This is a genomic window from Nitrosomonas sp. (assembly GCF_040240425.1).
GTDB lineage: Bacteria > Pseudomonadota > Gammaproteobacteria > Burkholderiales > Nitrosomonadaceae > Nitrosomonas.
Genome location: NZ_QPHG01000042.1, coordinates 1 through 25,804, shown reverse-complemented (window position 1 = coordinate 25,804; position 25,804 = coordinate 1). Strand labels below are relative to the sequence as shown.

Below are 25,804 nucleotides of genomic sequence, written 5' to 3'. Positions count from 1 at the left end.
TACAATACCGTTAAGCCTCATAAGAGTTTGAATAATGCCACCCCTTATGAAATACTCAACGCTTATTTCAATCAACCTATCTGTAAACAACCCTGAGGTTTCTTACAGCTTAGGTGGTGTATCAGTACACTTCTCGGCGATAATTTCATTAAAAGTCATTTGAAGGTTTCTTTTTCTTTCAAATGCTTCTGCCCATTTTGCGGATTCCATCACGTAGTTCATGGTTGTCAGTATGCTACTGTTGGTGGCGTCGCTAGCTGTATAAGGTCTTGATGGAGCTTCTGGCATTTCTCTGTCAGAATCTATTACAGCCAAATTTTGATCAAGTGAAACTATAAATTTTTTCTTTCCAACGTATGCTCCAAACTTATTTTTGGCATTTACATTACCGCAACCATAGTTGGTTGACTTGTAGTACTTCAATTCCGAGAATTGCGCTGATTCTCGGTCAATTAACATCTCTTTGACTATTAATTTCATTTTCTCAAGTTCTTCGGAGTCACTTGATCCAAGATTGCAACTGGTTAATGCAAATACCAGTGGTAAAAATTTCAGAAATGTTTTTTTCATGGTTTTCCTTTTCACTTCATGGAATCAATGGGGTTACCCATTAGCGTGCTTCTATCAAAAGCACAGCAAGGGGTCTTGTCTTGACATAGTGGTACGATAAGTTGGGTTTTCTTTAACAATCCAACATCAGGCCTGCAGTGTTGAGAGTGGGCGTAAAATACTCGTTACTTATAGCTGCATCTTTTTGTTTCCTTGAAAATGTTTTTCATTCGTTGCCAATCACGGACGATGCTCTCGTGTCCATTCCATGTGCGTTTGCCAGTCGCTGCAGGTAGCACGCGGAACGCATCAACCACTTCACGCAATAAGTGGATGATAATCTGTTCTTTGATAGAAAATTCTACTGTATTACTCCTTTGATATGTGTGGGGGGTAGATATTGCTACTGTCATTCAGGAAGGCACTCATGAATAATTGCTATTGTTAATTGTACAAGTGGAAATATAAGGAATTACAAAGAAACTATGATCCGGTATTGGTCGCTTATTCTCGGTCCCTGCTTCGCCATAGTTATGGCCGTGAGCATGAACGCCTCCGGTTGGGACACCAAAGCCTGTTGGGCCGGGGCAATCGTCACTTTGTGCGTCGTCTGGTGGATTCTTGAGCCGATTCCGATTCCGGTGACGTCGATCATTCCGTTGGCGGTGTTTCCGCTAACGGGGGTGTTGACCAAGGAGGACATCGCGCGAGCGTACGGCGACGATATGGTGTTGCTGATGCTCGGCGGTTTCATGATTTCGGCAGCGCTGGCGCATTCCGGCGCGCATCACCGGCTGGCGCTTGGGCTGATTCGCATCGTCGGCGGGCATAGCAGCCGGCGCATCGTATTCGGGTTTTTGTGCGCTTGTGCGTTTATCAGCATGTGGATTTCCAATACCGCGACCACGCTGATGATGTTGCCGCTGGCGTTGGCGGTGATCGATCAGAGTGGCGACAAAAAACTGGCCATTCCGTTGCTGTTGTCGGTCGCCTACGGCAGCAGTATCGGCGGATTGGGTTCGCCAATCGGCACGCCGCCGAATCTGGTGTTCATGCGCGAGTATGAAAGCTTCACGGGGATCACGGTCAGTTTTACGCAATGGATGAGCTGGGGCGTGCCGGTGGTGCTGTTGATGACGCCGCTGGCCGGTTTGTGGCTGACCCGGCACTTGCATTTCAAGGGTGATTTGACGATGCTTCCGGCGGGGCCGTGGCGTGCGGAAGAGCGGCGCATGCTGCTGATTTTCGGGCTGACCGTGCTGGCGTGGATCACGCGCAACGAACCGTTCGGTGGTTGGAGCGTCTGGCTGGGACTGAAAGGGGCGAGCGATGCGACGGTGGCATTGATCGCCGTGGTGGCGATGTTTCTGATTCCGAACGGCCGTGGCGGCCAATTGCTGGACTGGGATACTGCCGTCAAGGTGCCGTGGGGTATTTTGATTTTGTTTGCCGGAGGGATTGCGATTGCGCAGGCATTCATGGAAACCGGATTGTCGCAAGCGGTGGGCGAGCAGTTGTCCGTTCTGTCTGGTCTGCATCCGTTGATCATCATTGTATTCGTTGCATTATCGGTAACTTTTCTTACTGAAATAACGAGTAATACGGCCATCACCGTTTTGTTGATGCCCATTCTCGGTCCGGCTGCGTTAGCCGCCAATGTCGATCCCGCGCTGCTGATGTTGCCGGCCGCGATGGCCGCCAGCTATGGTTTCATGATGCCGGTCGGCACGGCGCCGAATGCGATCATGTTCGGCACCGGTGCAGTGCCGATCAGCAGCATGGTGCGCGAAGGGTTGGTGCTTAATTTCATCGGCGCAGCGGTGATCACGACGGTGTGTTATTGGCTGGTCGGTTAATTAAACTGCTACTCAAATAAGAAAAAACATGAAATCGAAAGCATGGAGCGCGGTAGGTTGGGCTGTCGAAGAAAGCCCAACATCAAATCTGCGGTGTTGAGAATAGACCAAATGCTCGCCACCTATAAGCTACGTTTTGTTGCTTCCTTGAGAGTGTTTCACTTTCGCCTGTCAGTCATGAACGATGCTCCCGTATCCACTCCATGAGTGCTTCATCCATGCGCGTCTGCCAGCCGCTGCCGGTAGCGCGGAATGCATCGACCACTTCGCGCGGACGGCCTACCCGTTTCAATTTTGCAAACTCGGCATCGGTTAGCGGCAACGCATCTGGATCGGACATCGCGGCTGCGGTGATGACGGCATCTTCTTCCGGTGTTGGCAAATACACTTTTTTGTCTGATTTAGTCTTGAGATACATAGCATTTAATCTCATTAGCATTTGCCTTGCGTAGGCTAACAGCGCAAGAAGTCGTCTCTTGACATGACGGTCATACAATGACCATCGTGTCAAATTGGAATCTTAGTCAATCAGATCCTTTCTCAATTTGCGGATAAACTCAGTGCCCGGGTGTTCCGACATGCAGTTTCAATCCGAGCGCCTTAATGACTTTCAGGATCGTGGAGAAGCTGGGATTGCCGTCTCCGGATAAAGCTTTGTAAAGGCTTTCTCTGCCAAGTCCGGTATCGTGTGCAAGCTGAGTCATGCCGCGCGCACGGGCTATGTTTCCAAGCGCTTTGGCGATAAAAGCAGCATCATCGCCAGCCTCTTCCAGGCAGGCTTCGAGGTAAAGTGCGATGTCTTCCTCAGTTTTGAGGTGTTCGGCGCTATCCCAGCGCCGCAATTTGATTTTATCCATTGGTTATTCCTTAATTTTTCGCGCTAATTCAAGCGCTGTTTCTATATCCCATTGTTGTGTCGATTTGTCTCCACCAGCCAGCAACAAAAATATTTCCATGCCAACTTGTTTGTAATACACGCGATATCCGGCACCGACATGAATGCGCATTTCGGATACTCCTTCTCCAACAGGCTTGCAATCGCCAAAATTGCCATCTTCCGCCCGGTCGATGCGCGCCTGAATCCGCGCTTTGGCTGTTCGATCCCTCAATTCATCGAACCATTTATCGAAAATTTCTGTAGTTTGAATCGTATTCATCGGCAAGATTGTATCCCAATTTATACAGAAAACAAATCATTGGTATCAATGATTGAAATAACAAACTGGAATCTTAGTCAGTCAGATTCTTTTTCAGAATTTTTTCTGTTTGGCGAGCCATGAGGTTGCTGATCCAAGTTAGGCAGTTCTATGGTTTTTCATGGCCGATTGAGACATGCCCGGCCGCACGGAATAAATCGCCGCGATTTGCATCGGTGGTGTAGCGCTGCCAATCAAACCAAGGCCCCGGGTCGGTTTTGCGCCCGGGGGCGATGTCCGAATGCCCGGCGATATTCTGAATCGGATATTGTTCGCACAAACATTGCGTCAAAGCGATCAGTACTTCATATTGCGCATCGGTAAACAGTGTGGTATCGCTGCCTTCAAGCTCGATGCCGACTGAGAAATCGTTGCAGCGTTCGCGGCCTTGCCAGTTTGAGACACCCGCATGCCAGGCGCGCTGGCTGCACGGTACGAATTGAATCAGAGCGCCGTCGCGGCGGATGAAAAAATGCGCCGATACTTTCAGACCTTGTAGCGCTTGATAATAGGGGTGTGCAGCCGGATCGATGCGGTTGGTGAACAGCTCGATTACGCCGCTGCCGCCAAATTCATCCGGCGGCAGGCTGATATTGTGGATCACCAGTAAGCTGATTTCCGTGCCCGCCGGGCGTTCATCGCAATTGGGCGAAGCGATGAATTGAGCGAAATCCAGAAGACCTGCGGCATCGATTGGCATGCGTTAAAATAAGCCGAATTAACTGATCGCGCATGGTAGCGTACCTTCTAAAACTTGAAAACCGGAATCGCATGAAGCAAGGCAAATTCATCACACTCGAAGGCATCGATGGCGCCGGAAAATCGACGCAGCTGGCGTGGATTGTCGAGTTGTTACAGCATGCGGGGTTGCAGGCCGTCGTCACACGTGAGCCGGGCGGCACCGAATTGGGGGAGCGATTGCGCGCTGTGTTGCTGGATAAATCGATGACCATGCACGCGGAGACCGAAGCTTTGCTGATGTTCGCGGCGCGGCGTGAGCATTTGGATAAAGTGATTCTGCCTGCGATGGCGCAAGGGCAGTGGGTGATATCGGATCGTTTCACCGATGCCAGTTTTGCCTACCAAGGCGGAGGGAGGGGATTGGATACCGGTAAACTGGAAATTCTCGAACACTGGGTACAGGGTACTTTGCAACCCGATTTGACGCTATATTTCGATGTGCCGGTGGAAGTGGGACAACAGCGTGTCAGTCAAATCAAGGCCGCCGACCGATTTGAAAAAGAACGGGGCGATTTTTTTCAGCGCGTGCGCGCAGCGTATCTGGACCGGGCCCGGCAGTTTCCCGGCCGCATTAAAATCATCGACAGCAGCCAATCCTTAGCGGAAGTCAAAGCGGCAGTTGAACAGACATTGCAGCCTTTGTTGAATCATGGCTGATATTTATAGCTGGCAACACGACATCTGGCAGAGATTGACGCACAACCGTCAATTCCAGGGGCACGCGTTGCTGCTCAAAGGCAAAAAAGGCACCGGTAAATACGAATTTGCGCGCCAATTGGCGAAATCATTGCTCTGTGCGGCACCTGCCGCGGAACAAAAAGCGTGTGGAGCGTGTTTGAGTTGCGGTTGGTTTGAGCAAAGCAGCCATCCCAATTTTTATCAGGTCATGCCGGAAGCGTTGCTCGCCAACTCCAGCAGCAGCGCTGAAAAAGAAGACAGTGAAGAAAAATCCGGCGGTGCTGCACCGAAAAAAAGCGCCAGTCAACAAATCGGCGTTGAGCAAATCCGCAAGCTGACCGATTTCGTTTATATGAGCGGACATCAGAATGGTCTCAAGATCATCCTGATTTATCCGGCGGAAACCATGAACAGCGCCGCAGCCAACGCACTGTTGAAAAAACTTGAGGAACCGCCGGAACAGGTATTGTTTCTGTTGGTGACGCATCAAGCGCAGCGTTTGTTACCGACGATTCGCAGCCGCTGCCAGCAAATCGCGATGCCACTACCGGATGCCGCGGCAGCGCTGGCCTGGTTAAAACAGCAGGAAGTCAGCGACCCTGAAGCCAGCCTGGCGGCCGCCGGTTTTTCTCCGTTAACGGCGCTGCTGCTGGCTAAGGGAGAAAATGCCGCGCAATACGGGCAATTTATCGAACAAATCGGTCACCCCAACCGGTTGGATCCGCTGTCCCTGGCGGAAACCTTGCAACAAACCAATCTATCCATCGTCGTCAATTGGTTGCAGAAATGGTGCTACGACCTGGTCAGCTATCGCACCAGCGGGAAAATCCGCTACTACGTGAAACAGTTACCTGCCATCCAGGCGCTCAGCCAGCAAATGGATTTACCCGGATGCGTGGCCTTCACGCGGGGACTCAATGCCAAGCAGCAATTGTCGCATCACCCGCTGAATCCGCGTTTGTTTCTGGAAGAGCTGTTTATCGCCTATGCTGCATTGATGGGTAAAAAATAGTCACTTCTTTTCATACGTTTCATCGGCTTTCAATACTTTCAGCGCCGCGCTGGCGCAGACTTCGTCAAACTCGATGCCCGGCGCTCCGCCAACGCCGATGCCGCCGACCACTTCACCGCCGACCTTAATCGGGAAACCGCCACCCAGTAACAAAATGTTGTCGTTCAGCCGTGTCAGACTTTGCAATTCCGGCTTTTGCGCCACCAGCACGGCGTATTTATGCGTCGAATCACGCAGGCTATTGGCGGTGTAGGCTTTGCGGCGGCTACTATCGAGCGTGTGCGGTCCGGCGCCGTCGGCTTTCAGTTGTACCTTGAGCAATCCGGATTGGTCGACAATGGCGACGCTGACTTTGAAACCGTCGTCATGGCATTTTTTGATTGCCGCCATCGCCGCCTGGGTTGATAATTCCAGCGGCAGCACTTTTTGCACCGGGAAATCCTGCGCGAAAACGTGACTGGACAATGCCCATAGCGATACTGCCGAAACAGCGATAGCCAAACGATTGCGGTTGTTGTTCATGGTGAGCTCCTTTGGGTTCATTGAATCGAAATAGCATCTACACCGTGAGATTATCACTACTTTCAAGGAAAGGTGGCAACATGATTACGAAAACGATCGATTATCAAGACGGCAGCACGCAACTCGAAGGCTATCTCGCCTACCACGATACCGGCGCGCCCAAACCCGCCGTGCTGGTGTCGCACGACTGGAGCGGGCGGCGCGAACTGGCGTGCAAGGGCGCGGAACGAATCGCCGATATGGGCTACGTCGGTTTTGCGTTGGATATGTACGGTAAAGGCATATTCGGCGCCGATGGCGACGCCGACCGCAACGGCGCGTTGATGGCGCCGTTTACGCAAGACCGGGCATTATTGCGCCGCCGCATCAACGCCGCCCTGCATGCCGTGCGGCAATTGCCGCAAGTCGATGCAACCCGGGTTGCGGCAATGGGTTATTGCTTCGGCGGCCTATGCGTGCTCGAACTGGCGCGCTCCGGCGCGGATGTCAAAGGCGTGATCAGCATCCACGGTATTCTCGCGCCGGGGAATGTGCCCAACGAAACCATCACCGCCAAAGTGCTGTGCCTGCACGGCCACGACGACCCGATGGTGCCGCCCGAACAAGTGCTCGCGCTTGAGACCGAAATGACCCGCGCCAATGTGGATTGGCAAGTGCATGTCTACGGCGGAACCATGCACGCCTTCACCAACCCGAAAGCCAATAATCCGGGTTTTGGCACGGTTTACAGGGAAGTGGCGGCGAACCGGGCGTACCGGTCGATTGAGAATTTTTTGGGGGAGGTGTTTGGTAAATCGTAGAAAACGGATTATGACTGAACCGGTTCGAAGCGTTGAATCCGGTTTAACGCATCGCCTAAGCTGGCGCGTGCGATTGCCATGTCGTAATCGGTTTGTAACCCAATCCAGAACTCCGCGCGAGTGCCGAAAAAACGCGCCAGCCGAAGCGCAGTATCCACGGTAATAGCGCGGCGCTCCCGCACGATATCGTTGATGCGTGGGGCTGGAACCTGCAAGGCCAGTGATAGCGCATGCGGTGTAAGCTTCAGTGGAATGAGAAACTCCTCGCGCAGAATTTCCCCAGGGTGAACCGGCAGCAATTTTTCACCAGTAGCGATATCGCTGAAATCCAGGTCATGTATGTCTTCAATACGAATGGTCACGATAAAGCTCCTTAATGATAATCGATAATTTCAACATCGTACGCGTCACCGGCTTCAAAACGAAAGCAAATCCGCCACTGATCGTTAATCCGGATGCTCCACAATTCATTCCGGTTCCCCGACAATTTTTCAATTCTATTGCCAGGTGGTACGCGAAGTTCCTCAATAGAAGCGACATTGTGCAGCTGCGCCAATTTTCTACGAGCGGCCTGGAGAATATTGGACGGTAAGCGCCGCACTTTTTCATTAGCAAACACCGCAGCAGTTTCTTTGGTGGCGAATGTTTTAATCATTTGGGAATGATATAACGCGTGACGTTAAATATCAATCGTCATATGCGAACTGATAAATCATGCGCTTAATAGATTTTTCAAGCCTGAATTTACTCGTCTTGCTATGTTTTGCCCAATCTTGGGAGAATGCATTGGCTTAACGAAGTTGTCTACCAAGAATCCCCCTCGCAAGACGCGAGACACCTATGCAAAAGCTAAGATGGATTCGTAAGGATTTTTGATTTTTGCTGCTCATAGAAATCTGATAGTTTTTATTTGTTTGAATGAAGACAGAATTATTACACTCATTTTAATCAATAAATTAATAAGTACATTGCTGCTAATTGCTTGTGGAATGTAAATTTTTCACAACCGCTCCAGCAAAATCTGCCGAATCTCATCATCATTCAACACAATCGGATTAGTTTTCATGCTGTTGCCGCGGCAATTGGCGATGACTTTGCCGAGTCCTGTTTCTTGTAAGCCATAATGCGATAATCGGGGTAAGGCGAGTTCTTCTGTCCACTGTGTCAGCAAATCGATTAGGGCATTAAAAGCCGTTTCGGGGTCGATAAAGCGTTTTTCACAGAGAATTTCCGCAACGTGTAAATATTTCGCCAGTGCTTGGTTGTTGGGTTCTCGCGCTAACAGGCTGTCGATGTTGGCCCGGGTAGCGGCGGCGACCAGGGTGCCGCAGACGGCGCCGTGCGGGATCGGGTAGAAGGCGCCGAGCGGGGATGCCAAGCCGTGCACCGAACCCAAGCCTACCTGCGCTAGCGTGATGCCGGAAAGCAGTGCGGCGTAGGCCATTTTTTCGCGCTGGGGTGCCAGATCACCGTGCTGGCGGTACAGTGGGATCAGGGCGTCACGGGCGGCTTGCAGGCCGCTGATTGCCAGCGCGTCGGTGAAGGCGTTGGCTTTAATCGACACATAAGATTCCAGCAGTTGCGTTAGCGCATCCATGCCGTTGGCGGCGATCACGCTGGCCGGGCAACTGGCCAGCAGATCCGGGTCGACGATGGCGTATTCGGCGACCAGTTTGTCGTGGCGGAAAGATTTCTTGAAACCGTTTTCGCCTTGCACGCTGAGCACGGCGTTTTTGGTCGCTTCGCTGCCGGTACCGGCGGTAGTGGGCACAGCGATGAACGGCACGGCCGGGCCTTGATACGGCAGTTCCGGGCCGACGCCCTCGAGATAATCCATCACCGAGCGCCGTACTCGCAATAATCCGGCCACCGCTTTGGCGGCATCGAGCGCGCTGCCGCCACCGATACCGGCTACTGCGGTGAAATCATCACCGGCATGGGCTTTGACGAGCTCGTCGATCAAAGCGGGGGAGGGTTCTTCCGCTACGGTGCAGTGCCGCCAGGTGATGGAGCGATGTTCGAGTTGATCGATCAGGAATTGCCAATGCGGGGTATTGATAAAGGAACGCGCGCCGGTAACCAGCAGAACGCGCGCGCCATAACTCGCGATAATATCCGGTAGTTTCTGTAAGGCGCCTGCGCCAAATTCGATGCGCGGCAATCGGGCGATGGAAAAAGCAGTCATTAGCTGCCCACGATCGGATACAAACCGTCATAAACGATGCCCTTGCGCGGTTCGGCCATCCAATCCGCGACAGTATCGCGCCAAGCCAAATAATGTGCGGTTTCTTTGTGTGCGGCGGCGTCCTGCTGGGTTTTATAAGCTTCGTAAAAGACAAACTGGGCCGGATCGCTGGCGGATTGCAGAATGTCAAACCGCAAATTACCGGGTTCGCGGATCGAATTTTCGTGATTCAACCGGCAAGCTTCTTTAAATACCTCCACTTTTTCCGGTTTGACTGAAGCATAGACGATGGTGACATACATGACTCGAGTCCTTAGTGTTGGATGGGTTGTGTATCAATAGCTCGATGATTGATCGAGGCATAAGACGGCGGGTATTTTACTACCAAACTTGATGGTTGCTGCATCCGATCATGGAATGAGAACGGCGAACGGCGCTTAAGAAATTCAACGCTGGCTTGATTGATCGTCGCGGGCGCGTGCTTCGATGCGTTCGATGTGAATCAGCGGAACGAACAGCCAAATGGCGGCGGTCGTGCATGTCGAGATGGTTACTAACCAAGTGTATGCAAACGATCCCTCGCCGAGCGAAGTGTACAACTGCGCCCCGATGTTCTGCGAAGCCAGTGTGCCAAAATTGAAAATCGACATGAGCAGTGCGAAGAAAGTAGCTTCTGCCCGTTTCGGACAGGCGCGCGCGGCAAGATCCAGGAACGCCAAGGTGGTGATCATGTTGGTGACGCCCCAGATCATGTGAATGAACAACGCGGACGTTTCTCCGCGATAAACCAAATACGCCAGCAAAGTGATCACCGATAACCCGATCGCAATGTTGATCATGCGGCGTAGCGGTATCGTTCTCGACAGCGAGGCATAGATCAGCGCGCCTATGATACTGAAGGTGGAATCGATTGAACTCAGAATACCGATGTACTGCTGACTGAAGCCGAGCGTGTCGGTTTTGTAATAGAAAAACGCCGGACCGAATGACGGGCTGAAATTAAAGAGAAAAATGAATGCCGCGACCAACCATATCGAGCGCTCTCCAAATCCTTCCCGCAGTGCCTTCCAGGTTTCCTGGAACGCTTTAGGTCCTGAATGCATGTGCTTTTTCTCACGCAAGAAGAAAATTGCCATGAGCAGTACAGTAAACGGGAATATCGCTGAGACGGCAAAAGCCGTGTGCAGGTCGCGGTGTTCAGCAAAATACCCGCCCAGCAAGCCGACAAAGATGGATGCCGTGGTGATCGCGATCCATTGCACCGACTGAAAAGCGCCGGTCAGCCCATGCAATTTACCATTTTCCACCATCAGCGCATCGCTGAGCACATCGTTATACGCCAGGCCGAATCCCATGATCGTATAGAGGATGGCGAGTTCCCAATAACTATACTGCGTGGTCAATGCAGCGGCCAAACCCGCGGCACAGGCGAGCGATGAAGTCAGCAGCATATAGCTTTTGCGCCGTTGACCGAATAGCGGCAGGAAGTCCGAGATCAACCCGTACAGTGGCTTGATGAACCAGGGAATCGATGCCAAAAGAAAAAAAGCGGCTACATCGTCGGCTTCAAGACCTTGATCCTTGAAGGTGATCGAGATGGTTTGATCGGTCAATGCCGACATGCCTTGCGCGAAGTAAATAATGGCGAACAGAGCGGCAAAACGCCTTGCCTCGGCGGTCTTGAACAGAAGCAGGTATTTTGTCCAGACATTCATGTTCGCTGAGTTCGGTTTTTATCGTATTGGAATGAAAGGTTTCACGCTTTTTCAGTGTACTGTAAAAAGGTAGAAAAATACGCCAAGAATGGTTTGCTGAGCATTATAGCTTGGCTATTCCGCTCCCCAACTGAGATTTAGCAGATAAAGACCGGTTAATCTTGAATGGCAAGATGGTATTCTTGATTGATATCATTGTTGAAACGCTCAACTCGCAAAAAAATGACAGCCTATCCACTTCTATTGAAACAGCTTTGGCACACGCCATTGGCGAATGCGCCGCAACAGGAAATTATTTATCGTGATCAAGTGCGCTTGAGTTACCGTCAAGTGTACGCACGTGTTAATCAGCTCGCGGCCGCGCTGGCAGTCGATGGCTTTGAGCAAGGCGATGTAGTCGCCGTGATGGATCACGATAGCCACCGCTATCTGGAATGCTATTTCGCCATTCCGATGTACGGTGCGACCTTGATGACGGTGAACACCAAACTGACTCCGGCGCAAATTGCGTATACCTTGAATCATTCAGGCGCTGCCTTGCTACTGTTGCATGCCGATTTCATCCCGGTGATCGAAACCATACGCGCGGAATTATCCGGCATACGAAAGATTGTGGTTATCGCCGATGGCGCAGCGCTGCCGCAAACCGCCATGCATTTTGAGAGTGAGTACGAATCCTGGCTGGCGGATAAAACGGACACTTTTGATTTTGCCGATTTTGATGAAAATACCCGCGCGACGGTTTTCTATACCACCGGTACGACCGGCGCGCCCAAAGGGGTTTATTACTCGCACCGGCAATTGGTGTTGCACACGCTCGCTGCCGGTATGGCGCTGGCGGCACCGGCAGCCCATCAGCGTTTGCATGCCGAGGATGTGTACATGCCGCTGACACCGATGTTTCATGTGCATGCTTGGGGCATGCCGTATATTGCCACGCTGCTCGGCGTGAAGCAGGTTTATCCCGGACGTTACGCGCCCGATCTCCTATTGAAATTGATTCGTGAAGAACAAGTGACTTGTTCGCATTGCGTGCCGACTTTATTAAAAATGATACTCACGGCGGCGCAAGCATCCGCCACGGATCTGCGCGGCTGGAAAGTCGTCATCGGCGGATCGGCGTTGCCGCATGCGCTGGCCCGGCAAGCGCTGGCGATGGGGGTTGATTGCTTTGCCGGTTACGGTTTATCGGAAACTGCGCCCATATTGACACTGGCGCAATTGACCGGCGACGGTTTGCAAGCTTCCACGCCGGATGATGCGCTGACAGCGGTATGCTCCGCCGGGCGTGCGATACCGCTGGTAGAACTGAAAATCGTTGATGAAGCAATGCGGCCGCAACCGCATGACGGACAGAGCAGCGGTGAAATCGTGGCGCGTGCGCCGTGGCTGACGCAAGGCTATCTCGCTAACTCGGAAGCCAGCGTAGCGCTCTGGCAGGGCGGTTATTTGCATACCCAGGATATTGGTGTGATCGATCCGGATGGCTATTTGCACATCACCGATCGTTTAAAAGATATCATCAAAGTCGCGGGTGAATGGGTGTCGTCACTGGAAGTCGAGAATGCCTTATCCTTGGTTGCCGGTGTCAAAGAGGTAGCCGTCATCGGTGTGCCGGATAAACGCTGGGGAGAACGTCCGCTGGCATTGCTGGTCGTGGATCAATCGATTTTCAATGAACCGGCTGTGCATGAGCAAATGCGGCTATCCATCGAACGCGGATTGATTTCAAAACATGCCTTGCTGACGAAATTCAAGCAAGTCGATGCCATCGCCAAAACCAGTGTGGGCAAAATCGATAAAAAAGTTTTGCGGGCTGTGCACATGAGTGTTGATTGAATAGTATTGAAGCGGCTAAGCCGGTGTGAAGTGGGTTGAACCGAGAAGGGGTAGCGTAGGCTTTGGCAGTATTGGTATATTTCGATGATTCTGTTTTATCATCTGTCACGCCGATTGAATTCTGCGCTTATGTATCAGTCTAAAAAGCATCTTGCAGCATAACTCGTCAGTGGAGCTTCTATGCGAACTGTTAAACCGATGTACCTGGTCTTTGCACTTGTGGTAATCCTGACAAACAATTCCGTTTGGGCGCGTAGCGGCGGGCATGTCGGCGGTCATAGCCATGGTCACAGTCATTTAAGTATCGGGCTGGGTTATTACGGACCAGGGTTTTATGGCGGCTACGGCTATGGTGGGTATGGCTTTGGCGGTTACGGGTTTGGTTATCCGCATTACTACCCGCCGATGTACACGTATCCGCAGACGGTGATTGTGCCTACAACACCGCCGGTTTATGTTCAGCAGCAACAGGCTCAGCCAGCGCAACCGGCGCAGCCGCAAACTAATTATTGGTATTATTGCCAAGAGGCGGATGGTTACTATCCTTATGTCAAAACTTGCCCGGGGGGCTGGATGCAGGTAGCACCGCAACCGCCTGGACAATAACGCGGGGAGCTCAAACATGTTCACACCGAAAAGATTTTCCGTTTTATTGTTGACCGGCATGCTGACCGCCTGCGTCAATATGCCGACAGGTCCGAGCGTATTGACGTTACCCGGTACCGGCAAAAGCTTTGATCAGTTCCGCGCCGATGACTATGAATGCAGAGCCTACGCGTACCAGCAAATCGGCGGTACCACGCCGCAGCAATCGGCGCGTTCTAGCGGTGTGGAAAGCGCGGCGATAGGTACCGGACTCGGTGCTGCTGCGGGGGCTGCTTTAGGCGGCGGACAGGGTGCTGCAATTGGAGCAGGTACAGGGCTTTTGCTCGGTAGCGCGGCCGGGGCAGGGACTGCTTCATCTTCCTTGTATGTCAACCAAGACCGGTATGACATCAGCTACATCCAGTGCATGTATGCAAAAGGCCATCGTGTTCCTGTGTCGGGAAATATCACTAACGATCAACCGGTGAGCACCGGCAGCAGTCCGAGAATTGCAACACCACCGGCAAATTTCACGCCGCCTCCACCTCCACCGGGTAATCCGCCACCACCGCCACCGCGCTGACCGGTTTGTATAATTGGGAGACGCTGATGATTGAACAGCACAAGATCATTGCACCGGAGAAAGTGGCTTGTGAAGTGTGCTTTAAAGAAATACCGCTATCCGAAGCAACCAGTGTGAAAGCAACCGATTACATCGTGTATTACTGCGGACTTGAGTGCTACGACCAATGGAAAAAACAGAAAGACCAGAAAGACCAGAAAGACCAGAAAGAATCACCTGCGTTCGTAGATGAAGATTAAATGATGCGAGCTTGCCATCAGGCTTTGGTCAGCACCTTCAAGTCCAGTGGCAGCGCTTCCCCGAGCCATCTGGCGCCCACGGTATGTGCCTCCAGCTCGTTTTCCTGCACGGGATGAATCAGCACGGAAAGACCTTGCCGCATTTCATCCAGGACCGGCGTGATTTTTTCGATCTCGGATGCCGGGATATGGATTTCAAACATCGGTTTGGAATGCGGGCCGACCGGCTTTGCAATCAACTGGCCGACGTAGGTTAATTGCGGAAGCGCTTGAGCAATATTTTCCCGGATAATGGCAGCATGATCGATTTCATTTTCCAGAAAATAAATATGGCCATGGAATGTTTGCATGATCACCGCCTGTTGATTTTTTCACTGAACATTATTCTATCATCCGCTCATTTATTCTGTTTTTACCAGCGTTGTCGAGGCGTGGAAGGTTTTTAATTCGGCATTTAACAGGCGCGCCATGCCGCATGACTTCTTTGCGCAGAGCTTATCCGCCATGCGTCATTGCGGCGGGATGACGTAATCCGCTGTTAGTATCTCCAGCAAATGTCCGTTCGGATCGCGAAAGTAAACGCCGCGTCCGTCGTAGTTGTGATTGATGGTCATATCGACCGCGGTGCCGGGGCCACTGCCGTATGGGATATGCCCGGCTTGCAGTCTTGCGAATATATCGTCGAATTCCTGCTCCGAGACTTTGAACGCGTAGTGCAGGGTGTCAAATTTTTCTTTGTTGTCGAAATCCAGGCATAGTGTGTCATTAACACGCACGACGATGAAATGTGAGAACACACCAACATACTCAAAGCCAAACACCCGGCTATAAAATTTTGCCGATGCGGTTTTGTCGAAGCAAGGCACGATAGTGTGGTTCAGGGTAATCGCCATTATCTTTTCCTTTTAAAGTAACCGCATTGAGCCGCTTACGTTCCGCAGAAGGTTTGATAGACCCGCTCCGACGGCGCTGGCGGTGTGCGGTAATGGTAGTACTCCGGCAAGTCGGCAAATGGATTGGCCAGCGCGGCAAGCAGCTGCTGCAATATGGTGTAATCGCCGTGTTCCGAAGCTGCGGACAATGCTTCTTCAACGCGGTGGTTACGTGGTATGACTGCGGGATTATGCGCTTGCATCAACTGCAGCGACATTTCCCGGGAATTGCTCTGGCGCGAGAGCCTTGCTTGCCAGAAGGTGTGCCATGCAACAAATCCGGCATCTTGAAACACCGCGTCCTCGGGCAAAGATTCGGCTGCCAGCGCGCGGAACGTATTGGTGTAATCGGTCTGATGTTCATGCATCCAGGCGAGCAGGGCGGCGATAAGCTCGGCATCCTCGGTTTCTTCAGTGAATAACCCCAGTTTCTTGCGCATTCCATTCAACCACTGCGCTTGGTATATGCGCGGAAAAGCGTGAATGGCTTCTTCCGCCAGCGCCACGGCTTTTTCCTGCACCGGATCGATGAGTGGCAGCAGGGTTTCGGCCAAACGCGCGAGATTCCACTGCGCCATCACGGGCTGATTACTGAAGCGATAACGGCCGGATCGGTCGATCGAACTGAACACCGTGTGCGGATCGTACGCGTCCATGAATGCGCAAGGACCGTAATCGATGGTTTCGCCGCTGATGCTCATGTTATCGGTGTTCATCACGCCGTGAATGAATCCGACCAACAACCATTGCGCGACTAATGCCGCTTGGCGTTCAATGACCTGATGCAATAATGCCAGATAAGGATTATCGGCATCGGAAAGGGCGCGATAGTGGCGTTGAATGACGTAATCAGCCAGTGTTTTGATGGCTTTCACATCGCCTTGCCCTGCCGCATATTCAAATGTGCCGACGCGAATATGGCTTGAAGCGACACGAGTCAGAATTGCACCGGGTAACATGGTTTCCCGCACCACTGGTTCGCCGGTGGTAACCACGGCAAGACTGCGCGTAGTAGGTATATTCAGCGCATGCATTGCTTCGCTGATAATGTATTCGCGCAGCATCGGCGCCAACGCCGCGCGGCCGTCGCCGCGCCGTGAAAACGGTGTCTGTCCGGAGCCTTTGAGCTGGATATCGAACCGCTCGCCTACCGGGGTGAGATGTTCGCCGAGCAATATTGCGCGCCCATCGCCCAACATCGTGAAATGACCAAACTGATGACCGGCATAGGCTTGCGCGACCGGTTGCGCCGTATCCGGCAGTGCATTTCCGGCAAACAGCAAAGCTGCTTGGTCTGCCGTTAATGCACGAAGATTCAGTCCGAGCGATTCGGCCAACGCATGATTCAATAGGACCGTTCGTGGCGCGCGCACCGGCATTGGATGAACCGGTGCGTAAAAATAATCGGGCAAACGGGCATAGCTGTTGTCAAAGCGCCAGCCAATGTTGTCGTTTGCAGGTTGTACATTGAATTGCATAGGTTTATTTCGCGTATGTTGGGTTGGAATTCTTGTCATTTGACACTATTGTAAAGGACACCGCCTATCTTGGTATGTTCCTGGTGCAAGGTGGTGATTCAATCGATCCCCTGCCGGGAGCGACAATAATTTATCAAACGGATTTTCCTTGCAGCATGTGGAGGAGTTGCCGGCGATAGGGGTGGTACTGCACTTCAATGGAATGCCGCGGGCGCGCAATGAAGTGCCGTGCCCAGAATGCACCTTCAGCATCGGCTTGTTCACGCCAGTTGGATGGTAGCTGAATTTTGCCGCCGAGGAATTGACCGATCAGCCGCGCTTGCAGCTCGGCCAGAGTCCAGATGCAACCTTGCGGTTGTATCAAGCCGACAAAAAACAGACTGGGATGACTGGGATGAAAGATGCGCAAATAAAGCGGCACATGGCTGGCGTTTTCCCAGTTGATAAAGTTTGTATCAAAGAAGGGAAAATTGATGGAGTAGCCGGTCGCGGCGATGATGACATCGTACTGCGCGGACGTGCCGTCGATAAAATGGACTGTGTGGTCCGAAACATCCTGAATAGCGGGGCGAGGGTGTATTTTGCCATGCCGTATCCTATCGAAGATTACCGAGTTGATGGTCGGATGGGCTTGCGTGGGTGCAAAATCCGGCTCCGGCAATTGATAATCGCGGTAACGTCCGATTTGGATTCGCAGGGAAATTTTTTGCAGGCGGTTTCTTATGCTTTGCGGTATCCATTGAATAGAAGCCGCAAAGGTATCGGTCGGTTTTCCCATGACCAGTTTGGGAATAATGTACTGCGGTGTACGCAGGCTGATATCGACCCGCGCGGCATCGCGGCTCGCTTCAACCGCGCAATCGCAACCCGAGTTACCGGCACCGACCACGAGTACCCGCTTATCGTCTAATCCTTGATTGGTTTTAAACTCGTGCGCATGCAGATATGTTCCTGCAAAACGGTCTTTCCATCCAGGATGGCGCGGCTTGGTGTGATGCCCGTTGGCAACGATCAGGTAATCGAATTCCGCTTGTGTGCCATCGTCCAGGAACAGCCGCCATCGTTCTTGTGTAATTTTTTCCACGCGCAGCACGGCAACATTGAAGCGAATATATTGCTCGAGTTGAAAATGCCGGGCGTAAGCCTGGAAATAAGCAAGTATTTGCTGATGACTGGGGTAATCGGGGTAGTCGTCCGGCATCGGAAAGTCACTGAATTGCGACATCGGTTTGCTGGAAATAATGTGCGTCGCTTTACTGATGCTGCTGCGGCCCGGTGTGGCGCTGTATACCCAATTCCCGCCGATCTGATCGTTTTTTTCATAGCACACAATATCGTGCAATCCCGCTTCCACTAAGTGCTTGATCGCGGTGAGACCGGAACAGCCGGCACCGATAATGGCAATGCGCATCTTGTGTATGTTGATTCCGGTAAAAAGCGCTATCGGGCGATGAGCGATTCTTTACAGTTCAATGTTCATCCCATTTGTTCTGATGATAGCAGGTTATGGCGGCATCGTTATTATCCGGTCAGTAATGCAGCCGGTAACGAAGTGCGGAGATGCTTATTGCGATAAGCACGATGTGTATTCAGCTGATATTCAGCCCAATGCTCACACAATGGCAACTGAGATACCACGATTGATTATGGTATTGGGTTTTAGAGAAGAGAACGGGCTTAAAAAAATTACGTTACAAAAATAGCTCGTCTGTGTGAATTTTCAGGAGAAATATCATGAGCACTCAACGAATACTTATTCCGCTTGCTTTCGTCGCAATTATTTTTCTAGGCGGTTGTGTGGCCACGCCCTATTACGGAGGAACGGGCTATTATCGAGGCGCGGCATACGGTTACAGCTATCAGCCATCTTACTATGCCGGTCAAGGCTATATGGACGGCGGGTTCGGATACTCCAATCGCGGACATAGACATAACCATGGACACATGCATCAAGGCGGCGGATATCGTCCTTTCGCGGGAGAACATAGACATATCGGCGGTGGACATAAACACCATGGCCGGGGGCACTGGGGTGGAGGCCACCGAGGCGGCCATCACCGGAGATGAGAAGGATGATTATGGACTTAATGGTAAATTCGCAGGGATTGCATTATCCGGTGAAGATTGAATTGACGCAAAACCGCTATTGCGCACCGTGCATCATTTTTTGCAATATTTTGGTGAGTGCGAACAAAATTAGGGATGCAATCCCGGACAAAATCACGAAGATCATGAAAAACTCATACAAACCTGCGATTTCAAAGCCTGCAAATACCGGTGCTGCGGGCAATGCCGGATCGGGGTACAAAGCGCTCAGTATTCCTGCGAATTTGCTGGCGGCTGCCATGGATGAGAACCATACGCCCATCAACAACGAAGCAAACTTCGCTGGCGCGAGTTTGACCACCATGGCCAAACCAATGGGCGATAAACACAGCTCGCCGATGGTATGCAACAAATACAAACTGAATAACCACATCATGCTGACTTTGATGGCCGGGTCAACGCCTTTGACGCCGAATGCGATGACGCAGTAGCCTAGCGACAAAAATAACAGCCCTAATGCCTGCTTGGCGGGCGATGAAGGCTCCCAGTCGCGCCGCCCCAGGAATGTCCAAATCAGGGCGAATACCGGTGCCAGTATGATAATCAGCACGGCATTGATGGATTGAAAGAAACTGGTGGGAATTTCCGTTCCTAGTAAGTTTCTGTCAGTTTGCTCCTCAGCAAAGAAGGTCAACGAGGCACCCGCCTGCTCAAATGCCGCCCAGAAAAAAATCACGAAGAAAGCCAGAATATAAATGACACCTATTCGTTTCTTCTCAATGGAGCTCAGGGCCTTATCGGCAATGATCGCTGCGGGGCCGATGATCGTGATGGAGAAGATGCTCGAACCGATGATACCCAGATCCATAAGGTAATAAAACATAGCGAATAAAACCAACGCAGCAACCGCCCAAGCCAGTCTCTGAGAAAACGGCATCGCGGGTGCTTTGGCATCGTGATCCGCCTGGGTTTTCTTCTCTGGAGCCAGCCCGATTCCTGCGCCTTCGGGCGAGACGATGAGTTTGTTTTTGAGCAGTTCGAAGGTGAAAATGCTAATGATCATGCCAATACAGGCAGCCAAAAAACCCCATTGAAAATCCGCAGGATTCCCCGTATCACCCAAGCTGCCGCACACCAACGGCGCGAGGAATGCGCCAAGGTTGATGCCCATATAGAAAATGGTGAATGCGGCGTCGATACGTTGATCGCCTGCCGGGTACAGCTGGCCAACCATCGTGGATATATTCGGCTTAAAAAAACCGTTGCCAAAAATCAGGAATCCCAGACCCAGGAAGAGCATCGGTTGCGCGAAGGCAATGTTGTGGTAATTCGCTGCAGACAGAAACATGCAGAAATGTCCGGTCGCCATCAGGATACCGCCAATAAGAATGGCCCGTCTATTACCCCAATAACGATCTGCCATATAACCGCCAATGAGCGGCGTCAGATAAACCAAGCCGGTGTAGTTGCCATAAATCTCGGATGCCAGCGCCTTGTCGAGCAGCAAGGCTTTAATCATGAACAATGTGAAGATGGCGCGCATGCCGTAGTAGCTGAAACGTTCCCACATTTCAGTAAAAAATAAAAGGTATAGACCTTTGGGATGTCCTGATGAATTCATGCGTTTTTCAATGGATTAACGTTGTCCGGATGCTGCTGGCGGCACTGTAAGTTTGAGCGGGGGGCATTATAACCAGCGGAAGAAATAAGTGCGCATTTTGACTTCGGTAGAAGTGTTGCGTCAGTAGAAAGTGGTATCTGTTTTTACATGAAAATATGAGTTCTCCAGTTATATTTTCAGGGGATAAAGTCGCAATGTTTTAAAGATATTGTGATGCGTAGCTGAATTGCTGGAACGCGCAGCGAATGCCAAAGTGCATGCAGCGCATATTACTCCGATCGTTTCCCGGCAAAATGGCGCCGCGTTGTCATCTAATGATGGTGTGCGGGGCAGACGGTGCGATGCCGACTCTGCATCGGCTGTGCCTATCTTACTGGTTAACCGCTCGTGAGCCCAGATAGGCTCCTTTGCCTATCAGTAATCCGCCACATATTGTTGAGAGAGAAAACTCATGATGATCAAAATGCAGGCGAGGAATACCGTGTAGTATGAAAATTTTTTAGCATCCCTCAAATGATCATCCTTGGAAGGGAATTTGATGTTGTCTACCTTGCTGGCATATCTTTTTCTAATATATTCATAGGTTTTTTCATGGTTAGAGTGCATGTATTGATGGTAAATCATCAATGCAAAAGAAATCACTAACCCGATCCACCCCAAAAGCTCAATCATTGCTTACCCCCGATGTTTTTAATGACTTGTATAGATATAGAGTCCATCGTATCAATAAAAATTCGATGAATAAAATTTTTTGCGGAAGGGTGGTGAGCAGAACTGGGTCGGCACTATGCGCAGTCTTGAGGGGCATAGGATCCGTTGCACAGTTCTGCTCATAAGGACCCCAGTGCGCCCAAGGAGTTGGGTTAGGAGTAAGAAGAGGCGCACTGGGTTTAAACTCTTCCAGCCATCCGGCTACGCACAAAGAAACGCGCTGGCTGGTGCGGTGCTGTTCTGAAATGGTGAGTCATCATCTTAATGCAATATTTTTAATTTATCTGTACGTGCGAACGCGTAGGGTTAAGCCCTTATTGATGGTCTACAAAAGTTATACATGCACCGTGATTGCTATTCGCAGTACAACAGTGCGCCGGTCTCAGACCTGGCAAGCTGATATGCATAGTAACCGATGCGTGGAAGTTAACCGATTCAGCGTGCGGAAGCGCTACGACTGTGCACCGGAAAATACTGAAGTGTAGTCGTTTGGACTTGATCTGATAGCAGGGTTTTACCAAGAGGCGGGATTACCCGGTTTGATAGAGGGGTGAAACTTTATCAACCAAGCGCGCAAGTGCAAAGGAGTAATCCCATGAGTAGTTTTCAACAGAAAGCCTGAATTGCGGCAATTCGATTCCCGCTACAACAGCACCTGTTTATCTTTTTCTCTCCTCTGGCGCCCATGCCAGCTGCCAGCTGGGTGCGTACTTGGCTTCCAGCAAGCCGGTCAAGCGTAAGTTGATCCATTTGCGCGTGGGCATTTCCAGGTGCCGGTAACTCCAAATCGCGATCGAAATAGCCGAACCGAACATACCCGCTACAAATAGAATGGATCCCGTTACGCTACTTTCCACGGGTAGTCCGGTGATGCTTTCCCAATCCTGTTTTGCAACAAACTGGACCAGGTAATGCCACATATAAATAGAAAATGACAATACCCCAATCGTGTGTAGGCCGCGCGTATCGAGGCAGGTGCATAGATAGCCGCGATCTTCCCAAGTCACCAGCACGAGCAAGGCCATCAAGCCAATCACCAGAACATCGGTTACACCAAAGTGGAGCGAAAGGAACAGTGCGATGGAAGCAACGATCTGAATACACGTCAGGTATCTGTCCGGCAAAGTAGAAACTGCGTTACGAGCTAAGAACAGCAACATGCCGATCGTGAAGGCGGATGCGGCGCGGATGGTGGACAAACGAAAGTTGTCGTTGACATCACTATCGGTCGCCATACATAAGCAATAGAAAAGCACAGCCACGCATGACAACACCACTAAAGCTAGCTTGCGGTTATCGCCATTGATGGTCAGAAGCGCGGCAAAGAGCAGATAGCAAAAAAATTCCGCGCTCAGCGACCATGAAGGGAAATTCCAAGTGACCCAATCAAACATGCCCCACGAGTGGATCAGAAACAGGTTGGCGGCCAGTGATTCGGGCGTGCGCAAGGCGTCGTCAAACAAGCAGCAGGCTTCTTTTCCCAATCCCCAGTTAATCAGCGCCAGCAGCGTGAAAAAAAGTACGGTTGCCACCAATGTAATGAAATGCAGGGGATAAATTCTGGCAATCCGGGCAATCAGATAATGCAAAGTGTCACGTACGCTATAACGTCTGGGATGTTCGATGTCATACACATAGGCCATGACGAATCCACTGAGAATGAAGAAGAAATCAACCCAGAGGTAACCTTTGTAAAAATACATGGTGATTTCATCGGGATCTATCGATGAGTGCAGATAATATCGAAAATGAACGAAGACAACCATCATGGCTGCCCAACCGCGCAATGAAGTATGCGAACGGATTTCTTTTTTATGTGAGATATGCATCATAAATTGGACTTTTCACTGATGAAACCTGCCGTTTTTTACGGCAAGCAGCTTCAAATTTGCTGAATTGAAGTGTTAGGGTTTGATGTATTGGATTTATGCGTACCGGGCGAATCGGGGATATACTGGACTGAAAAAATGCGCGCTATTATAAATGATTGACTAACAACCGCACCGCTATATATTTATCGGCAAGCAAAAATTAACAGTTTGAATGGAGTGGATCGGCGCCGGAAAGTTCCCGCCAAGATGCTAAAGTTGCTATTCAGCGATCAGTTTTTTGCCATTCACCTGGCACAGATGGAATGAGGAGAGCATGAAAATTTTGCCTGACAACAGTCAGGCAAAATCTCTTGTTACTGGTGACTTAATACAATGCGGTATTTCGCTTGACCGCTTGCCAATCTGGCCAGCGCTTCATTGACCTGATTAAAACGGAAAACTTCAATGACCGGTTCGATCTTGTGTTGCGCGGCAAAACGCAACATGGTCGCGATACCGGCGGGGCTGCCGACGGGGGAGCCAGACACCGAGCATTGATTGGCGATCAATGGGAATACATTGATATCCAGCGGTTCAAGCGGTACGCCGAGAAAATGCAAACGGCCTTTGGGGCGCAGGGTGGCGATATAGGCATTCCAGTCCAACTTGACATTGACGGTGGTTAAAATCAAATCAAAACGGCCAGCCGCGGCAGCCAGTTCGCTTGGTTTTTTCGTGTTCAGCACATCGTGCGCGCCCATCGATAGCGCTTCCTTCTTTTTGTCTTCACTCGAGGTAAAGGCCGTTACACGGCAACCCCATGCGTGCAGAAATTGCAGTGCGATATGTCCTAAACCGCCAATACCGATGACGGCGACCTGTGCAGTGGGGGGGACGTTGTATTGCAGCAGCGGATTGAAAACGGTGATTCCACCACAGAACAGCGGACCCGCGTTTTGTGCGTTGAGGCCATCGGGCAAGGCGACAACACTGGCCGCTTTGGCGCGTACTTTGTCGGCGAAACCGCCGTGGTGGCCTACGATGGTGGATTCCGGCTGCGCGCAAAGGTTATGATCGCCGGATAGGCAACTGTGGCACGTCATGCAATAACCGGCATGCCAGCCCAAGCCGACTCGCTGGCCCACGGATAGATTACTGACATGCGCGCCCTTGGCCGCAATGGTGCCGATGATCTCATGCCCCGGCACGAAAGGATATTGCGTGATTCCCCAATCATTGTGCAGCATGCTTAAATCGCTATGGCAAATGCCGCAATGCTCGACCGCGATTTCAACATCGTGATCGCCCAATGCGCCGGGGTCGTATTCAAAAGGCTGTAGTTTTCCGCCAGGTTCAAATGCCGCATACGCTTTAATCATGATTCTCCTTTTTCATATCCGGTTAATCTTCGGGTTCAGCGTATTATGCGGCAATACAATGCTGCATAGAAGACAAAAACTGCGGCACTTTGTTGACTTGGGCGTGAACATCGCCGGAAGAAAAGCCCCGCCGCCGGTTACAGCTGGCCGCAGGGTTTTGTGGTGCCGGCAATTCAATGTGATGAGGAATAATCTCCGCAGTTAAATGATGATTATTCTTTAATAGTGAGAAATTGAAAATCTATGCTACTGCTGTCAAATATATCCAGCTCATTATCGACTTCCCTCTCAGCTTCAAGCCAATCACGCAGGGCATCTGTCTCATTACCCGTGAAGCCGCGCTTCTCAGCCCGGAAATAAGCCGCGGTGGCGATCATTTCCTGGCGATCAACCGGTTTTGCTGGATTCAAGATCTGATTCGCGAGTATCCGCTCCTCGCTTTTTGATAACCGTGTTCTGGATTTCTTGGTTACTCCTTCGCTGACTTTGCTTGGCATTTGATAATCCTCCTTTAGCAGGAAATTTATTCGTACTCAAAAGATTAGATTGATAAAAACCTTTATCAATTGATTATCTTAGTGAAATTTTTTTAAAAAATAAGTAAGAAAATACTTATTTTTAACTAAGTAAATGCTTAGATATTGACAGCGCTTTTATTTTTTCGACTGTTAAAACCGCGATCATCCCGCGTGTTTTCAGCCGAACCAAGAATCTCGCATATGTTTTTAAATTCACTGCGAATGGTGGCGGGAGTTCTTTTCAAGTGGGCAGCAAGCAATTTGCAATCGGTCGTTTCCAAAACAAGGCTGGCTTCGAGCAGTTGATACAGAACCGGTGGCAGCATTTGCTGGGTATCGATTGCACCGATGAGCTGCGCGGCATGCATTTTCGCGCGCCGCAATTGACCCGATTCGTAGAAGGAATAATTGTTTTTTTGTTTGTAAAGATGACTAATGGCGTTAAAGATATCGAGAGTTTCAGCGTGCATCATTTGAATTTACTCCTCACATTAGGCGATATTTCCAGGATAGCAAGACAATGTGACAACCATATAACAGCTGCATTGAACTGGCTTCCGGTGATTCACTGTAACTGGACAGGGAGGAAACTACAATGCGGCAAATTGCCGCTTTATATAGCCTTATTTTTTGTATTTAACGACCATCTTGGTATTCTGGAACGGTTGGCGGCATAAATATATAAGCTGTAAGAAACCTCAGGGTTGTTTACAGATAGGTTGATTGAAATAAGCGTTGAGTATTTCATAAGGGGTGGCATTATTCAAACTCTTATGAGGCTTAACGGTATTGTAGAAGTTAATGAAAC

General features: G+C 50.8%; 31 protein-coding genes. 10 read left to right on the top strand and 21 right to left on the bottom strand.

Annotated elements, in window-relative coordinates:
• Positions 1-102: 102 nt before the first annotated feature.
• A complete protein-coding gene (locus tag DU481_RS13260; protein WP_350135311.1) occupies positions 103-570 on the bottom strand; it encodes a hypothetical protein in 468 nt (155 codons plus the stop codon).
• A 464-nt stretch (positions 571-1,034) separates the two neighbouring features.
• On the opposite strand from DU481_RS13260, the gene DU481_RS13255 reads away from it, so the two are divergent.
• Positions 1,035-2,405 carry an SLC13 family permease gene (locus DU481_RS13255; protein WP_350135309.1) on the top strand — a complete coding sequence of 457 codons (1,371 nt, stop codon included), beginning with the start codon at positions 1,035-1,037 and terminating at the stop codon, positions 2,403-2,405.
• A gap of 175 nt (positions 2,406-2,580) precedes the next feature.
• Here the strand turns inward: DU481_RS13255 and DU481_RS13250 are convergent, their stop codons facing one another.
• The 4 genes from DU481_RS13250 to ampD all read right to left on the bottom strand — a co-directional run bounded on the left by DU481_RS13250 (position 2,581) and on the right by ampD (position 4,301).
• Complete coding sequence (locus DU481_RS13250) at positions 2,581-2,838, bottom strand: BrnA antitoxin family protein (RefSeq protein WP_350135307.1); 258 nt, start codon at positions 2,836-2,838, stop codon at positions 2,581-2,583.
• Positions 2,839-2,962: 124 nt separating this feature from the next.
• Entirely contained in the window at positions 2,963-3,262 is a 300-nt protein-coding gene (locus tag DU481_RS13245) for an addiction module antidote protein (RefSeq protein ID WP_350135305.1), read from the bottom strand.
• A 3-nt stretch (positions 3,263-3,265) separates the two neighbouring features.
• The gene (locus DU481_RS13240) at positions 3,266-3,562 is read right to left on the bottom strand and encodes a type II toxin-antitoxin system RelE/ParE family toxin (protein WP_350135303.1); all 297 of its coding nucleotides are present in this window, start codon (positions 3,560-3,562) and stop codon (positions 3,266-3,268) included.
• Between the two features lie 148 nt (positions 3,563-3,710).
• Positions 3,711-4,301 carry a 1,6-anhydro-N-acetylmuramyl-L-alanine amidase AmpD gene (ampD, locus tag DU481_RS13235; RefSeq protein ID WP_350135301.1) on the bottom strand — a complete coding sequence of 197 codons (591 nt, stop codon included), beginning with the start codon at positions 4,299-4,301 and terminating at the stop codon, positions 3,711-3,713.
• 71 nt (positions 4,302-4,372) lie between these two features.
• On the opposite strand from ampD, the gene tmk reads away from it, so the two are divergent.
• Both tmk and holB read left to right on the top strand, forming a co-directional pair.
• The gene (gene tmk / locus DU481_RS13230) at positions 4,373-4,999 is read left to right on the top strand and encodes a dTMP kinase (RefSeq protein ID WP_350135299.1); all 627 of its coding nucleotides are present in this window, start codon (positions 4,373-4,375) and stop codon (positions 4,997-4,999) included.
• Positions 4,992-6,032: a DNA polymerase III subunit delta' gene (holB, locus tag DU481_RS13225; RefSeq protein WP_350135297.1), complete on the top strand. Its 1,041-nt coding sequence runs from the start codon at positions 4,992-4,994 to the stop codon at positions 6,030-6,032. Before tmk ends, holB begins: the two co-directional genes overlap by 8 nt.
• On the opposite strand, the gene DU481_RS13220 is transcribed toward holB, so the two are convergent.
• Positions 6,033-6,554, bottom strand: coding sequence for a GlcG/HbpS family heme-binding protein (locus DU481_RS13220; RefSeq protein WP_107802393.1), 522 nt, complete (start codon positions 6,552-6,554; stop codon positions 6,033-6,035).
• Positions 6,555-6,634: 80 nt separating this feature from the next.
• On the opposite strand from DU481_RS13220, the gene DU481_RS13215 reads away from it, so the two are divergent.
• Positions 6,635-7,354: a dienelactone hydrolase family protein gene (locus DU481_RS13215; RefSeq protein ID WP_350135295.1), complete on the top strand. Its 720-nt coding sequence runs from the start codon at positions 6,635-6,637 to the stop codon at positions 7,352-7,354.
• Between the two features lie 8 nt (positions 7,355-7,362).
• On the opposite strand, the gene DU481_RS13210 is transcribed toward DU481_RS13215, so the two are convergent.
• The 5 genes from DU481_RS13210 to DU481_RS13190 all read right to left on the bottom strand — a co-directional run bounded on the left by DU481_RS13210 (position 7,363) and on the right by DU481_RS13190 (position 11,254).
• Entirely contained in the window at positions 7,363-7,716 is a 354-nt protein-coding gene (locus tag DU481_RS13210; protein WP_350135293.1) for a HigA family addiction module antitoxin, read from the bottom strand.
• Positions 7,717-7,727: 11 nt separating this feature from the next.
• On the bottom strand, positions 7,728-8,009 hold the full coding sequence (locus tag DU481_RS13205) for a type II toxin-antitoxin system RelE/ParE family toxin (protein WP_350135292.1): 282 nt from the start codon (positions 8,007-8,009) through the stop codon (positions 7,728-7,730).
• Between the two features lie 345 nt (positions 8,010-8,354).
• Positions 8,355-9,539 (bottom strand): iron-containing alcohol dehydrogenase, encoded by a 1,185-nt coding sequence (locus tag DU481_RS13200; RefSeq protein WP_350135290.1) that lies wholly within the window; start codon positions 9,537-9,539, stop codon positions 8,355-8,357.
• Complete coding sequence (locus tag DU481_RS13195; RefSeq protein ID WP_350135288.1) at positions 9,539-9,841, bottom strand: antibiotic biosynthesis monooxygenase; 303 nt, start codon at positions 9,839-9,841, stop codon at positions 9,539-9,541. The genes DU481_RS13200 and DU481_RS13195 overlap by 1 nt, the downstream gene beginning before the upstream one ends.
• A gap of 144 nt (positions 9,842-9,985) precedes the next feature.
• Positions 9,986-11,254 carry a folate/biopterin family MFS transporter gene (locus tag DU481_RS13190; protein ID WP_350135287.1) on the bottom strand — a complete coding sequence of 423 codons (1,269 nt, stop codon included), beginning with the start codon at positions 11,252-11,254 and terminating at the stop codon, positions 9,986-9,988.
• 222 nt (positions 11,255-11,476) lie between these two features.
• On the opposite strand from DU481_RS13190, the gene DU481_RS13185 reads away from it, so the two are divergent.
• The 4 genes from DU481_RS13185 to DU481_RS13170 all read left to right on the top strand — a co-directional run bounded on the left by DU481_RS13185 (position 11,477) and on the right by DU481_RS13170 (position 14,500).
• The gene (locus DU481_RS13185; protein WP_350135285.1) at positions 11,477-13,093 is read left to right on the top strand and encodes a fatty acid--CoA ligase; all 1,617 of its coding nucleotides are present in this window, start codon (positions 11,477-11,479) and stop codon (positions 13,091-13,093) included.
• 180 nt (positions 13,094-13,273) lie between these two features.
• Entirely contained in the window at positions 13,274-13,699 is a 426-nt protein-coding gene (locus DU481_RS13180; protein ID WP_350135283.1) for a hypothetical protein, read from the top strand.
• Between the two features lie 16 nt (positions 13,700-13,715).
• Positions 13,716-14,261, top strand: a complete 546-nt coding sequence (locus DU481_RS13175; protein ID WP_350135281.1) for a YMGG-like glycine zipper-containing protein — start codon at positions 13,716-13,718, stop codon at positions 14,259-14,261.
• Positions 14,262-14,287: 26 nt separating this feature from the next.
• Entirely contained in the window at positions 14,288-14,500 is a 213-nt protein-coding gene (locus DU481_RS13170; RefSeq protein WP_350135277.1) for a DUF3330 domain-containing protein, read from the top strand.
• A 17-nt stretch (positions 14,501-14,517) separates the two neighbouring features.
• On the opposite strand, the gene DU481_RS13165 is transcribed toward DU481_RS13170, so the two are convergent.
• From DU481_RS13165 to DU481_RS13150, 4 genes are all read right to left on the bottom strand, one after another.
• Complete coding sequence (locus DU481_RS13165) at positions 14,518-14,850, bottom strand: DOPA 4,5-dioxygenase family protein (protein WP_350135276.1); 333 nt, start codon at positions 14,848-14,850, stop codon at positions 14,518-14,520.
• 159 nt (positions 14,851-15,009) lie between these two features.
• Positions 15,010-15,393, bottom strand: a complete 384-nt coding sequence (locus DU481_RS13160; RefSeq protein WP_350135274.1) for a VOC family protein — start codon at positions 15,391-15,393, stop codon at positions 15,010-15,012.
• Positions 15,394-15,428: 35 nt separating this feature from the next.
• Positions 15,429-16,910 (bottom strand): protein adenylyltransferase SelO, encoded by a 1,482-nt coding sequence (locus tag DU481_RS13155; RefSeq protein ID WP_350135272.1) that lies wholly within the window; start codon positions 16,908-16,910, stop codon positions 15,429-15,431.
• A 133-nt stretch (positions 16,911-17,043) separates the two neighbouring features.
• On the bottom strand, positions 17,044-18,321 hold the full coding sequence (locus DU481_RS13150) for a flavin-containing monooxygenase (protein WP_350135270.1): 1,278 nt from the start codon (positions 18,319-18,321) through the stop codon (positions 17,044-17,046).
• A 323-nt stretch (positions 18,322-18,644) separates the two neighbouring features.
• Here DU481_RS13150 and DU481_RS13145 point away from each other — a divergent pair, with 323 nt between their 5' ends.
• Positions 18,645-18,977: a hypothetical protein gene (locus tag DU481_RS13145; protein WP_350135268.1), complete on the top strand. Its 333-nt coding sequence runs from the start codon at positions 18,645-18,647 to the stop codon at positions 18,975-18,977.
• A gap of 76 nt (positions 18,978-19,053) precedes the next feature.
• On the opposite strand, the gene DU481_RS13140 is transcribed toward DU481_RS13145, so the two are convergent.
• Positions 19,054-20,577 (bottom strand): peptide MFS transporter, encoded by a 1,524-nt coding sequence (locus tag DU481_RS13140; RefSeq protein WP_350135266.1) that lies wholly within the window; start codon positions 20,575-20,577, stop codon positions 19,054-19,056.
• Between the two features lie 226 nt (positions 20,578-20,803).
• Between DU481_RS13140 and DU481_RS13135 the strand changes: the two genes are divergently transcribed.
• Positions 20,804-20,968: a hypothetical protein gene (locus DU481_RS13135; protein WP_350135264.1), complete on the top strand. Its 165-nt coding sequence runs from the start codon at positions 20,804-20,806 to the stop codon at positions 20,966-20,968.
• Between the two features lie 23 nt (positions 20,969-20,991).
• On the opposite strand, the gene DU481_RS13130 is transcribed toward DU481_RS13135, so the two are convergent.
• The 5 genes from DU481_RS13130 to DU481_RS13110 form a co-directional block, all read right to left on the bottom strand.
• Positions 20,992-21,249, bottom strand: coding sequence for a hypothetical protein (locus DU481_RS13130; protein ID WP_350135262.1), 258 nt, complete (start codon positions 21,247-21,249; stop codon positions 20,992-20,994).
• A gap of 698 nt (positions 21,250-21,947) precedes the next feature.
• Complete coding sequence (locus tag DU481_RS13125; protein ID WP_350135260.1) at positions 21,948-23,120, bottom strand: acyltransferase family protein; 1,173 nt, start codon at positions 23,118-23,120, stop codon at positions 21,948-21,950.
• 353 nt (positions 23,121-23,473) lie between these two features.
• On the bottom strand, positions 23,474-24,478 hold the full coding sequence (gene ahr, locus DU481_RS13120) for an NADPH-dependent aldehyde reductase Ahr (protein ID WP_350135257.1): 1,005 nt from the start codon (positions 24,476-24,478) through the stop codon (positions 23,474-23,476).
• Between the two features lie 212 nt (positions 24,479-24,690).
• Positions 24,691-24,975, bottom strand: coding sequence for a DUF2934 domain-containing protein (locus DU481_RS13115; RefSeq protein ID WP_350135254.1), 285 nt, complete (start codon positions 24,973-24,975; stop codon positions 24,691-24,693).
• Positions 24,976-25,112: 137 nt separating this feature from the next.
• Entirely contained in the window at positions 25,113-25,469 is a 357-nt protein-coding gene (locus tag DU481_RS13110) for a hypothetical protein (protein ID WP_350135251.1), read from the bottom strand.
• Positions 25,470-25,804: the final 335 nt, after the last annotated feature.